At 76.4% G+C, this 14,174-nt stretch carries 1 protein-coding gene; it reads left to right on the top strand.

Annotation, left to right across the window (positions count from 1 at the left end; all coding sequences use genetic code 11):
- The first annotated feature begins 23 nt into the window (after window positions 1–23).
- A complete protein-coding gene (locus ACSNN9_RS00760; RefSeq protein WP_436670684.1) occupies window positions 24–14,159 on the top strand; it encodes a type I polyketide synthase in 14,136 nt (4,711 codons plus the stop codon).
- Window positions 14,160–14,174: the final 15 nt, after the last annotated feature.

The raw sequence follows: 14,174 nt of genomic DNA, 5'->3' as shown, positions 1-14,174 counted from the left end.
ATGCCGAGTGAGGTAGGTCCACGGTGAGCAACGAGGACGAGAAGTACGTCGAGTACCTGAAGCGTACGACCTCGGAGCTGCGGCGTACCCGGCGGCGGCTGCGCGAGCTGGAGACCCGGGACTCCGAGCCCATCGCCATCGTGGCGATGAGCTGCCGCTACCCGGGCGGGGTCGACAGCCCCGAGGCGCTGTGGCAACTCGTCCGCGACGGCGGCGACGGCATCGGGCCGTTCCCCGCCGACCGGGGCTGGGACCTGGACCGCCTCTTCCACCCCGACCCCGACCACCCGGGCACCAGCTACGTGACCGAGGGCGGCTTCGTCTACTCCGCCGCCGACTTCGACGCCGACCTGTTCGGCATCTCGCCCCGCGAGGCCGTCGCCATGGACCCGCAGCAGCGGCTGCTGCTGGAGACCTCCTGGGAGGCGTTCGAGCGGGCCGGGCTGCCGCTGCCGGCGGTCCGGGGCAGCCGCACCGGCGTCTTCGTCGGGGCGTCCTCGCACGGCTACGACGGCATGATGGCGCAGGCCGAGAACGGCGAGGGGCACCTGCTCACCGGCAACGCCACCAGCGTCATCTCCGGGCGCGTCGCGTACACCCTCGGGCTGGAGGGGCCGGCGGTCACCGTCGACACCGCCTGCTCGTCCTCGCTGGTCGCCATCCACCTGGCCGCGCAGGCCCTGCGCAACGGCGACTGCGAGCTGGCGCTGGCCGGCGGCGTGACGGTGATGCCCACCCCGGCGGTCTTCGTCGGCTTCAGCCGGCAGCGCGGCCTCGCCGCCGACGGCCGGTGCAAGGCGTTCGCCGCCGGCGCGGACGGCACCTCCTGGTCCGAGGGCGTCGGCATGCTGCTGCTCACCCGGCTCTCCGACGCGCAGCGGCACGGATACCCGGTGCTCGCCGTGGTGCGGGGCAGCGCGGTGAACCAGGACGGCGCGTCCAACGGGCTCAGCGCCCCGCACGGCCCGTCGCAGGTCCGCGTCATCCGCCAGGCCCTGGCCAACGCCCGGCTCACGCCCGAGCAGGTGGACGTGGTGGAGGCGCACGGCACGGGCACCCGGCTCGGCGACCCGATCGAGGCGCAGGCGCTGCTGGCCACGTACGGGCAGGACCGGGGCGACTCCGCGCCGCTGCTGCTCGGGTCGGTCAAGTCGAACATCGGCCACACCCAGGCCGCCGCCGGCGTGGCCGGCGTGATCAAGATGGTGATGGCGATGCGGCAGGGCGTCGTGCCGCCGACCCTGCACGTCGACGAGCCGTCCCCGCACATCGACTGGACCGCCGGGGCGGTCACCCTCGCCACCGCCGCCACCCCGTGGCCCGCCGTGGACCGGCCGCGCCGGGGCGCGGTGTCGTCGTTCGGGGTGTCCGGCACCAACGCGCACACCATCATCGAGCAGGCCCCGGCCGAGGTCGAGGCCGAGGCCGGGCCGACCGCGCCGACGGAGCGCCCGGTGGCCCCCGTGCTGCTCTCCGCCCGCTCCGACGCCGCCCTCGCCGCGCAGGCCGGCCGCTGGGCCGCCCGGTTCGCCGCCGACGACACCCTGCGCCCGCTCGACGTGGCGTTCTCGTCGGTCACCTCCCGCTCCACCCTGGACCGCCGCGCCGTGGTCGCGGCGACCGGCCGCGACGACCTGCTCGCCGGGCTGCGCGCCCTCGCCGCCGGGGAACCGGCCGGCACCGTCGTCGCCGGCGCCGGCTCGCCGCGCGGTCAGCTCGCGATCCTCTTCTCCGGCCAGGGCGCGCAGCGCGCCGGCATGGGCCGGGAGCTGTACGCGGAGTTCCCCGTCTTCGCCGCCGCCCTCGACGAGGTGTGCGGACACCTGGACCGGGCCCTGCCGCGCCCCCTGCGCGAGGTGCTCTTCGCCGCCGAGGGCACCCCCGAGGCCGAGCTGCTGGGCGAGACGGTGTTCACGCAGGCCGGGCTGTTCGCCGTCGAGGTGGCGCTGTTCCGGCTGGTGGAGTCGTTCGGGATCGTCCCCGACCTGGTGGCCGGCCACTCGATCGGCGAGGTCACGGCCGCGTACGTGGCCGGGGTGCTGTCCCTGGAGCACGCCGCCGCGTTGGTGGCGGCGCGGGGGCGGCTGATGCAGGCGCTGCCGGCCGGCGGCGGGATGCTCGCCGTCGCGGCCACCGAGGCCGACGTCCTCGCCACGCTGGACGGGCTCGCCAACCGGGCGGGGATCGCGGCCGTGAACGGGCCGTCGGCGGTCGTCGTCTCCGGCGCCGTCGAGGCCCTGGACGAGGTGGAGCGCGTCTGGCGGGAGCGCGGGGTGCGCACGCGCCGGCTGGCGGTCAGCCACGCGTTCCACAGCCCGCTGATGGAGCCGATGCTCGCGAGGTTCCGCGCGGTGCTCGGCAAGCTGACCTTCGCCGCGCCGTCGCTGCCGGTGGTGTCGAACGTGACCGGGGCGCTCGCCGACGCCGAGGAGATCCGTACGGTCGACTACTGGGTGCGGCACGTGCGGGAGGCCGTCCGGTACGCCGACGGGGTGGCCGCGTTGCGGGCCGCCGGGGTGGACACGTTCCTGGAGGTCGGGCCGCAGAGTGTGCTGACCGCGATGGCGGCCGACGTCCTGCCCGGCGACGACGCGGTGCTGGCCGTCGCCGTGCAGCGCAAGGACCGGCCGGAGGCGCAGGGGCTGTTGGCCGGGCTGGCCGAGCTGCACGTGCACGGGGTGGCGGTGGACTGGCGGCCGTGGTTCGCCGACACCGGCGCCCGGCGGGTGGACCTGCCCACGTACGCCTTCCAGCACCAGCGCTACTGGCCCGAGGTCGGCGGCACCGCCGGACCGACCGCGCCGGCCGACACCGCCGAGGGGGACTTCTGGGCGGCGGTGGAGCGCGGCGACCTGACCGGGGTCGCCGCCCACCTGGCCGTGCAGGACGACCCCGCGGCGGTCGAGGCCCTCGCCCCGGCCGTGCCGGTGCTGTCGTCGTGGCGGCGCGCCCGGCACCGCGACGCCGTGGTGGACGGCTGGGCGTACCGGGTCGACTGGGAGCCGGTCCGTCCCGCCGCCGCGCCGGCGCTGACCGGCCGCTGGCTGGTCGTCACCGCCGACGCCGACGACGCCGGGGTGGCCGCGACGCTGACCGGCGCGGGCGCCCACGTCGACGCCCTCGCCGTCGCCCCGGGCGTCGGCCGGGCGGAGCTGGCCGAACTGCTGCGCGACCACGGCGACCAGGGCTGGACCGGGGTGCTCTGCGTGCTGCCCGCACCCGATCGGGCGCTGCCGGACGCACCGGCCGTCTCCACCGGCGCCGCGCTGCTGCTCACCCTCACCCAGGCGCTCGCCGACGCCAATCTGCCCGGCCGGCTCTGGTGCCTGACCCGGGGCGCCGTCCGCGTCGGCACGGGCGAGACCCTCGCCGACCCGTGGCCCGCCCTGGCCTGGGGCCTGGGCCGGGTCGTCGCCCTCGAACAGCCGGACCGCTGGGGCGGCCTGGTCGACCTGCCCGCCCGCGTCGACCGGAGCGCCGGGGACGCGCTGCTCGCCGTCCTCGCCGACAGCGGCCACGACCAGGTGGCGATCCGCCCGCAGGGGATCCTCGGCCGGCGGCTGGTGCCGGCCGCGCCGCCCGCCGGGTCGGGTTGGCGGCCCGCCGGGACGGTGCTGGTCACCGGCGGTACGGGTGCGTTGGGTCGGCACGTGGCCCGTTGGTTGTTGGCCAACGGGGCGGCCGAGGTGGTGCTGGCCTCGCGGCGGGGTCCGGCGGCGCCGGGTGCGGCGGAGCTGGTGGCCGAGTCGGGTGCGGTGCGGGTGGTGGCGTGCGACGTCACCGACCGGGCGGCGGTCGACGCGCTCGTCGCGGGCCTGCCGGGGCTGACCGCCGTCGTGCACACCGCCGGGGTGGTCGACGACGGCGTGCTCGACGGGCTCGACCTGGCCCGGATGCAGACCGTCCTCGACGGCAAGGTCCGCGCCGCCCGGGTGCTGCACGAGGCCACCGCCGACCGCGACCTCGACGCGTTCGTGCTCTTCTCCTCCCTCGCCGGGGTCATCGGCAGCGCCGGACAGGGCAACTACGCGGCGGCCAACGCGTACCTCGACGCGTTCGCGGCCTGGCGACGCGACCAGGGGCTGCCGGCGACCGCCATCGCCTGGGGCGCCTGGGCCGAGGACGGCATGGCCGCGGCGCTGACCGCCCGGCTCGCCCGGGGCGGGGTCAACGCGCTCCCCGTCGCCGAGGCCGTCACCGCCCTCGGCCGGCTGGTCAACACCGCCGAGCCGGCGGTCACCGTCGCCGACGTCGACTGGGGACGCCTCGCCGCCTCCTGGGGCCGGCCGACGCCGCTGATCGCCGCCCTGCCGGGGGTGCCCGCCGTGCCCACGGGCCCCGCCCGGGCCGTGGTGGTCGGCCGGTCCCTGCCGCAGCTCGCGGACCTCGTGCGCACCCAGGCCGCCGTCGTGCTCGGCTACCCGGCCGGCCAGCCGCTGCCCGACCGCACCTTCCGCGACCTCGGCTTCGACTCGCTGACCGCCGTCGAGCTGCGCAACCGGCTGACCGCCGAGACCGGCATGACCCTGCCCGCCACGCTGGTCTTCGACCACCCCACGGTCGCCGAACTCGCCGCCCACCTGCACGGCCTCACCGCCGGGCACACCACCAGCGAGGTGGTCGCCGACGGCACGGGCCGCGACCGCGAGCCGATCGCCATCGTCGCGATGAGCTGCCGCTTCCCCGGCGGGGTCACCTCGCCGGAGCAGCTGTGGGACCTGGTGGCCACCGGCACCGACGCGATGAGCCTGATGCCCGGCGAGCGCGGCTGGAACCTCGCCGAGCTGTACCACCCCGACCCCGAGCACCTCGGCACCAGCTACGTCCGGGAGGGCGGCTTCGTCGCCGGGGCCGGCGAGTTCGACCCGGCCTTCTTCGGCATCAGCCCCCGCGAGGCCCTCGCCATGGACCCGCAGCAGCGGCTGCTGCTGGAGGCCACCTGGGAGGCGTTCGAGCGGGCCCGGATCGACCCGACCGCGCTGCGCGGCAGCCGCACCGGCGTGTACGTCGGCACCAACGGCCAGGACTACGGCTCGCTGCTGATGGCCGCCGGGGACGTCGACGAGAACTACCTCGCCACCGGCACCTCCGCCAGCGTCATCTCCGGTCGGCTGGCGTACACCTTCGGGCTGCACGGCCCGGCGGTCACCGTCGACACCGCCTGCTCGTCGTCGCTGGTCGCGATGCACCTCGCGGCGCAGGCCCTCCAGGCGGGGGAGTGCGACCTCGCCCTGGCGGGTGGCGCCACCGTGATGGCCACCCCCGGCATCTTCGTCGGCTTCTCCCGCCAGCGCGGCCTCGCCGCCGACGGCCGGTGCAAGCCGTTCGCCGGGGCCGCCGACGGCACCGGCTGGGGCGAGGGCGTCGGCCTGCTGGTGCTCCAGCGGCTCTCCGACGCGCGCCGCGACGGCAACCCGGTCCTCGCCGTGCTGCGCGGCAGCGCCGTCAACCAGGACGGCGCCTCCAACGGGCTCACCGCCCCCAACGGCCCCGCCCAGCAGCGGGTGATCCGGCAGGCCCTCGCCAACGCCGGACTCACCGCCGACCAGGTGGACGCCGTCGAGGCGCACGGCACCGGCACCACCCTCGGCGACCCCATCGAGGCGCAGGCGCTCATCGCCACCTACGGCCAGGACCGTCCCGCCGACCGGCCGTTGTGGCTGGGGTCGATCAAGTCGAACATCGGTCACACCCAGGCCGCCGCCGGTGTGGCCGGGGTGATGAAGATGGTCCTGGCGATGCGGCACGGGGTGCTGCCGCCCACCCTGCACGTGGACGAGCCCACCCCGCACGTCGACTGGAGCGCCGGCAGCGTCGAGCTGCTCACCGCCGCCCGACCGTGGGAGCCGGCCGACGGCGTACGCCGCGCCGCCGTGTCCTCGTTCGGCATCAGCGGCACCAACGTGCACACCATCCTCGAACAGGCCCCCGCCGACGAACCCGAGGCCGAGCCGGCGGCCGACGGGCCGACCGGGGAGCTGCCCTGGGTGCTCTCCGGGCGCACCGTCGACGCCCTCACCGCCCGCACCAGGGACCTGCTCGACCACCTCGACACCGTCGACGACGGCGAACTCGCCGACGTCAGCTGGTCGCTGGCCGCCACCCGCGCGTCCCACGACCACCGGGCCGTCGTCTTCGCCGCCGACCGCGACGACCTGACCGCGGCCCTCGACGCGCTCGCCGCCGGCCGCCCCACCGCGCAGACCGTCACCCGCGCCCCCGGCACCCCGGGCGAGGTCGCCTTCGTCTTCCCCGGCCAGGGCTCGCAGTGGGTCGGCATGGCCGCGGAACTCCTCGACACCGCCCCGGTCTTCGCGGAGAAGTTCGCCGCCTGCGCCGAGGCGCTGCGTCCGTACGTCGACTGGTCGCCGACCGACGTGGTGCGCGGCGCGCCGGACGCCCCGTCGCTGGAGCGGGTCGACGTCGTGCAGCCCACCCTGTTCGCGGTCAGCGTCTCGCTCGCCGCGCTCTGGGAGTCGTACGGGGTGCGCCCCTCCGCCGTCGTCGGCCACTCGCAGGGCGAGATCGCCGCCGCGTACGTCGCCGGCGGCCTCACCCTGGACGACGCGGCGGCCGTGGTCGCGCTGCGCAGCCGGATCATCGCCGGCATCGCCGGGGACGGCGGCATGGTCTCGGTCGCCACCACCGCCGACGAGGCCACCGCGACGATCGCCCGCTGGGCCGGCCGGGTCGCCCTGGCCGCCGTCAACGGGCCCACCTCGGTCGTGGTCTCCGGCGACAGCGCCGCCCTCGACGAGCTGGTCGCCCACTACGAGGCCCGCGAGGTGCGGGTGCGCCGCGTCCCGGTGGACTACGCCTCCCACTCCGCCCACGTCGAGCAGCTGCGCGAGCAGCTCCTGGAACTGCTCGCCGGGCTGCGGCCCCGCACCGGCGAGGTCCGGTTCCGCTCCACCGTGGAGGGGGACTGGCTCGACACCGCCGCCCTCGACGCCGACTACTGGTACCGCAACCTGCGGCAGACCGTCCGCTTCGACGACGCGGTGCGCAGCCTCGTCGCCGCCGGCTACCAGACCTTCGTCGAGGTCAGCGCCCATCCGGTGCTGACCATGGCCGTGCAGGAGAGCGTCGAGCTGGCCGCCGCCGAGCCGGATGCGGTCACCGTCACCGGCAGCCTCCGCCGCGGCGAGGGTGGCCTCGGCCGCTTCCTCCGCGCCCTCGCCGAGGTCTGGACCGGGGGCACGCCGGTGGACTGGCGTCCCGCGTTCACCGGCCTCGCCGGCCGCCGCCGCGACCTGCCCACGTACCCGTTCCAGCGGCAGCTCTACTGGCCGCAGCCGTCCGCCACCTCCGCCCCGGCCGCCGGCGTCGCCGGCCCCGTGGCGGACGACGAGGTCGACGCCCGGTTCTGGGCGGCCGTCGAGGCGGAGGACCTGGCCGCGCTCACCGCCGAACTCGCCGGCACGACCGAGTCGGAGCCCGTGCCGGACGCGGCGTTCGCCGACGTGCTGCCGGTCCTCGCCGCCTGGCGCCGCCGGCACCGCGATCAGGCCACCGTGGACTCCTGGCGGTACCGGGACAGCTGGACGCCCATCGCCGGCGACAGCGCCGGTGCGCCCGCCGTCACCGGCACCTGGTGGCTGGTCACCGGCCCCGACGACACCGGCGCGGCCGAGGCCGCCTTCTGCACCGAGGCGTTGGGGCGGCACGGCGGCACCGTCGTACCGCTGGTGCTGGACGCCGACCGCACGGACCGCGCGGCGCTTGCCGCCCGGCTGCGCGACCTGACCGACGGTGGCTCCCGCCCCGCCGGGATCGTGTCGCTGCTGCCGCTCGACGAGACGCCCGCCCCGGCGCACCCGTCGGTGCCGGTCGGCTTCGCCGGCACCGTGACCCTCGTGCAGGCGCTCGGCGACGCCGGCGTGCGCGCGCCGCTGTGGTGCCTCACCCGGGGGGCCGTCGCCACCGGCCCGGCCGACCCGCTGCCGCACCCGCTCCAACAGCTCACCTGGGGCTTCGGCCGGGTCGCCGCACTCGAGCACCCGGACCGCTGGGGCGGCCTCGTGGACCTCCCCGACGAGCTCGACGACGCGGCCGGTCGCCGGCTGGTCCGCGTCCTCGCCGGCACCGACGGGGAGGACCAGGTCGCGCTGCGGTGGGCCGGCGCGTTCGGCCGGCGGCTGCTGCACGCCCCGCTCGGCGACGCCCCCGCCCCGCGCGCCTGGCGGCCGTCCGGCACCGCCCTGGTCACCGGCGGCACCGGCGCGCTCGGCGGCCACATGGCCCGCTGGCTCGCCGCCAACGGCGCCGCGCACCTGGTCCTGGTCAGCCGGCGCGGCCGGCAGGCCGAGGGCATCGCCGACCTCGAGGCCGAGCTGGTCGGACTGGGCGCCCGGGTGACCGTCGCCGCCTGCGACGCGGCCGACCGGTCGGCGCTCGCCGCCGTCCTCGCCGACCTGCCGCCCGAGCACCCGCTGACCACCGTCGTGCACACCGCCGCCGTCCTCGACGACTCGGTGATCAACTCGTTGACCCTCGACCAGGTCGACTACGCGCTCAGCGCGAAGGTCACCGCGGCCCTGAACCTGCACGAGCTGACCCGCGAGCTGGACCTCGACGCGTTCATCCTGTTCTCCTCGATGGCCGGCACCGTCGGCAGCTCCGGCGTGGGCAACTACGCCCCCGGCAACGCGTTCCTCAACGCCCTCGCCGAGCACCGGCGGGCCCTCGGCCTGCCAGCCACCTCGATCGGCTGGGGCGCCTGGGGCGGCGGCGGCATGGCCGACGGCGAGTTCGGCCAGATGCTGCACCGCCACGGCGCGCCCGAGATGCCCCCGCGGCTCGCCGTCGCGGCCCTGCACCAGGCCGTCGAGCACGACGAGACGTTCCTGACCATCTCGAACATCGCCTGGGACCGGTTCTTCGTCGCCTTCACCGCCACCCGGCCCGGCCCGCTGATCTCGGAGATCCCCGAGGCGCAGCGGTTGCAGGCCACCAAGGGCCTGGCCGAGACGAAGCAGACCGACGAGGCGGGCCCGGCGGGCGCGTTCACCCGGATGAGCGCCGCCGAGCGCCAGCAGGCGCTGCTCGACCTGGTCCGCGACCAGGCGGCCACGGTCCTCAAGTACGCCGACGGCCAGGCCGTCGACCCGCACCACGCGTTCCGCGACCTCGGGTTCGACTCGGTGACGGCGGTGGAGCTGCGCAACCGGCTCGCCACCGCCACCTCGCTGCGGCTGCCGGTGACCCTGGTCTTCGACTACCCGTCGCCGACCGCGCTCGCCCGGCACCTGCACGAGGAGCTCGGCGGGGAGGCCGCCGTGGCCGTCGAGACCGCCCCGGTGACGCTCGGCGACGACGAGCCGGTGGCGATCGTCGCCATGTCCTGCCGCTTCCCCGGCGGGGCGAACGACCCCGAGCGGTTCTGGCAGATGCTGCACGCCGGCCGCGACGCCGTGTCCGACCTACCCGGCGATCGGGGTTGGGACGTCGAGCGGCTCTACGACCCCGACCCCTATTCCACCGGCACCTCCTACGTGCGCAGCGGCGCCTTCCTCTACGAGGCGGCGGAGTTTGATGCCGGTTTCTTCGGGATTTCGCCCCGCGAGGCGTTGGCCATGGATCCGCAGCAGCGGTTGTTGCTCGAGGTTTCGTGGGAGGCGGTCGAGCGGGCAGGGGTTGAGCCTGGGGTTCTTCGGGGTTCGCGAACAGGGGTGTTCGTGGGCACCAATGGTCAGGACTATGGGGCCCTGCTGATGGTGGCGGGGGACGAGGTGGAGGGCTTCGCGGGGACGGGCAACGCCGCGAGTGTGGTGTCGGGTCGGGTGGCGTACGCGTTGGGGTTGGAGGGGCCGGCGGTGTCGGTGGACACGGCGTGTTCGTCGTCGCTCGTGGCGTTGCACCTGGCGGTGCAGTCGCTGCGACGCGGCGAGTGCGACCTGGCCCTCGCCGGGGGCGTGACCGTGATGTCGACGCCCGGGCTGTTCGTGGAGTTCTCGCGGCAGCGGGGCCTGGCCGCCGACGGCCGGTGCAAGGCGTTCGCGGCCGGTGCGGACGGCACGGGCTGGGGCGAGGGCGTCGGCATGCTGCTGGTGGAGCGGCTGTCGGACGCGCGGCGCAACGGCCACGAGGTGTTGGCGATCGTGCGGGGGAGCGCGGTCAACCAGGACGGCGCGTCGAACGGGCTGACGGCGCCGAACGGTCCGTCGCAGCAGCGGGTGATCCGGCAGGCGCTGGCGTCGGCGCGGCTGTCCACCGCCGACGTGGACGTGGTCGAGGCGCACGGCACGGGCACCACGCTGGGCGACCCGATCGAGGCGCAGGCGCTGCTCGCCACGTACGGGCAGGGGCGCGACGAGCCGCTGTTGCTGGGCTCGGTGAAGTCGAACATCGGCCACACCCAGGCCGCCGCCGGCGTCGCCGGCGTGATCAAGATGGTGCTGGCGATGCGGGAGGGCGTGGTCCCGGCGACGTTGCACGTGGACGAGCCGTCCCCGCACATCGACTGGACCTCCGGCGCGGTGGAGCTGGCGGTCGAGTCGCGGCCGTGGCCGGCGGTGGAGCGGCCGCGTCGGGCGGCGGTGTCGTCGTTCGGCATCTCCGGCACCAACGCCCACGTCATCATCGAGCTGCCCGAGGACCTGCCCGCCGAGAGCGCGGCTCCCGACGCCGAGACCGGCCCGGGCCGGGGCCCGGGCCTGGTGGCCGCCGACGTCGTCGTCTGGTCGGTGTCGGCGCGCTCGAGGGCCGGCCTGGCCGGTCAGGCCGCCCGCCTGGCCCGGCACGTCCGCGAGCGCGGCGAGGTCGATCCGGCGGCGGTCGGCTGGTCCCTGGTGACGACCCGGTCGGTGTTCGACCAGCGGGCCGCCGTGGTCGGGTCGACCGTCGACGACCTGCTGGCCGGGCTGGACGCCCTGTCCGCCGGCGTGCCGGCGGGGAACCTCGTCACGGGCGCGGCCTCCGGGACCGGTGCGGGTGCGGTGTTCGTGTTCCCCGGTCAGGGTGCGCAGTCGGCGCGAATGGCCGCCGGCCTGGTGGGTCGTACGCCGGTGTTCGACGCGCGGCTGGCCGAGTGCCAGCGGGCCCTGGCCCCGTACCTGGACGTGGACCTCGTCTCGGTGTTGACCGGCGAGGACGAGTCGTGGCTGGAGCGGGTCGAGGTCGTGCAGCCGGTGCTGTGGGCCGTGGGCGTCGCGCTGGCGGCGGTGTGGCAGCACGCCGGCGTTGCCCCGGCTGCGGTGATCGGTCACTCGCAGGGCGAGATCGGCGCCGCGTGTGTGGCCGGCATCCTGTCCCTGGAGGACGCGGCGAGGGCCGTGGCGTTGCGCTCGCGGGCGCTGACCGTGCTGCGGGGCACCGGCACCATGGCGTCGGTGGACCTGTCGGCTGACGCGGTGGCCGCGCGGCTGTCCGCGTTCCCGGGCGTCGGTGTGGCGGCCGTCAACGGCCCGTCGACCGTCGTGGTGTCCGGGCCGCCGCAGCCGGTCGCCGACCTGGTCGAGGCGTGCCAGGCCGACGGGGTGCGCGCCCGGCTGATCCCGGTAAACTACGCGTCGCACTCGGCGGCGGTGCAGGAGGTCGCCGAGCGGTTGCGCGCCGACCTGGCCGACATCACCCCCCGCCAGGGGCACACCCGTCTCGTCTCGACGTTGACCGGGGACTGGGTCGACCCGTCCTCGATGACCGCGGGTTACTGGTACGAGAACCTGCGGCAGACGGTGCGGTTCGACGCGGCCGTGCGGGTGGCCGTCGCGGCGGGCCACACCACGTTCGTCGAGATCAGCCCCCACCCCGTGTTGACGATGCCGGTGACGGCGATCCTCGACGACACGGGCGCGAGCGGGCACACGCTGGGCAGCCTGCGTCGGGGCGACGACGACGCGACGCGGCTGCTGACGAACCTCGCCACCGCCCACACCATCGGCCTGACCGTCGACCTGACCACGGTCCTCGCCGAGACCGACGTCGTGGCGCTGCCCACGTACGCCTTCGACCGGAGCCGGTTCTGGCCGACCACGACGACCGGGCAGGACGGCACCGAGGAGACCCCGAGCGGCGTCGACTCCGCGTTCTGGGCGGCCGTCGAACGCGAGGACCTGGCCGCGCTCGCGGAACTCACCGAGCAGGACGCGGCGGAGTCCCTGGAACGGCTGGGCGCGGCCCTGCCGGTGCTCGCCTCCTGGCGGCGCCAGCAGCGCAACCGCTCCAGCCTGGACGACCTGCGGTACCGCAGCGTCTGGCAGCCGTACACCGGCACGCCCGTCAGCTTCCTTCCCGGCGCCTGGTGGGTGATCGCCGACGAGCGGCACCCGGAGGAGGGCGAGACCGCCGTCGCCGAGCTGGCCCGCCGGGGGGCCGACGTCCGGCTGGTGGCGTTGCCGGAGGACCTGACCGACCGGGCCGCCCTCGCCGCGCACCTGACCAGCGCCACCCGCACCGCCGACGGCGAGGCGGCCCCGGTGGACGGGGTGCTGTCGCTGCTCGCCCTCGCCGACGGTGCGGTCGACGACACCCAGCCGGTGCCGCCCTTCCTCGCCCGCTCGCTGGCGCTGATCCAGGCGCTCGGCGACCTCGACGTCGCCGCGCCGCTGTGGTGCGTCACCCGGGGCGCCGCCGGCACCACCCGGGGCGGAGCGCCCGGCCGACCGGAGCAGTCGCTGCTCTGGGGCCTCGGCCGGGTCGTCGCCCTGGAACACCCCGAGCGGTGGGGCGGCCTGGTCGACGTCCCGGCCACCCTGGACGACCACGGCTGGGACCTGCTCTGCGCCGCGCTCGCCGGCCTCGACGGCGAGGACCAGCTCGCGGTCGACGGCGCCACCATCCTGGTACGCCGGCTGGTGCGGGCGCCCGGCGGCGAGGCGGCCACCGACGAGGCCGGCTACCCGGGCACGACGCTGGTCACCGGCGGCACCGGCGCGCTCGGCGCGGAGGTGGCCCGCTGGCTGGCCGCCCGGGGAGCCGAGCACCTGATGCTGGTCAGCCGTCGCGGCGCGGACGCCCCCGGCGCCACCGAGCTGGCCCGGGAGCTGACCGAGGCGGGCACCCGGGTGACCCTCGCGGCCTGCGACGTGGCCGACCGGGCGGCGCTGGCGAAGCTGCTCGACGAGGTGCCGGCCGACGCGCCGCTGACCAGCGTCGTGCACGCGGCCGGCGTCCTCGAGGACGGGGTGCTCGACGGGCTCACCGCCGACCGCCTCGCCACCGTCCTGCGACCCAAGGTGCTCGGCGCCCTGCACCTGCACGAGCTGACCGTCGGGCGGGAACTGCGCGCGTTCGTGCTGTTCTCCGCGATGGCCGGCCAGCTCGGCGCCGCCGGTCAGGGCAGCTACGCCGCCGCCAACGCCTACCTCGACGCCCTCGCCGAGCAGCGGCACCGGCAGGGTCTGCCGGCCACCTCGGTCGCCTGGGGTCCCTGGGCGGCCGGCGGGATGGCCGCCACCGACCAGGCCGTGGAGGAGCGCCGCCGGCGTACCGGCGTGGCCCGCCTCGACACCGGGCCCGCGCTCACGGCGCTCGCGCAGTGCGTCGCGCGGGGCGAGCCGGCGACGATGGTGGCCGGCATCGACTGGGCCAGGTACGTGCCCGGGTTCGTCGCCGTCCGGCCCAGCCCGCTCATCGCGGGCGTGGCCGAGGCGCGGCGGGCGGTCGCCGCGCGCGCCGAGGACACCGGCGTCTCCGCGGAGTCCCTGGCCGCCCTGCTCGCCGGGCAGACCGACGCCGAACGCCGCAAGACCCTGCTGGAGCTGGTACGCGGGCAGGCCGCCGCGGTGCTCGGACACGCCTCCATGGACGCCGTCGAGCCGGACCGGGCGTTCCGGGAACTCGGCTTCGACTCGCTGACCGCCGTGGAGCTGCGCAACCGGCTCACCGCGGCGACCGGCGTGCGGCTGCCCGCCACGGTGGTCTTCGACTACCCGACCGCCGCCGGGCTGGCCGAGTACGTGCGGGCCGCGATCGTCGACGGCGGGGTGGTCGGGGTCGCACCGGTCTTCGGTGAGCTGGACAGGTTGGAAGCGGCGCTCTCCGGCTCGGCGCCGGACCGGAGCGCCCGAATTCGGATCACCGAGCGGCTGCGGACGCTGCTGGCCTCCCTCAACGAGGCCGACGCGCCGGCGGACGGCGACACCGTCGCCGAGAAGCTCCAGGACGCGACGCCGGACGAGGTCTTCGACTTCATCGACCGCGAGCTGGGGATGTCCTGACGTGATCGCTGCTGC

Source organism: Micromonospora sp. URMC 107, from assembly GCF_051386315.1.
In the GTDB taxonomy this organism is placed as follows: Bacteria; Actinomycetota; Actinomycetes; order Mycobacteriales; family Micromonosporaceae; genus Micromonospora.
This window is presented reverse-complemented; position numbering and strand designations above follow the sequence as displayed.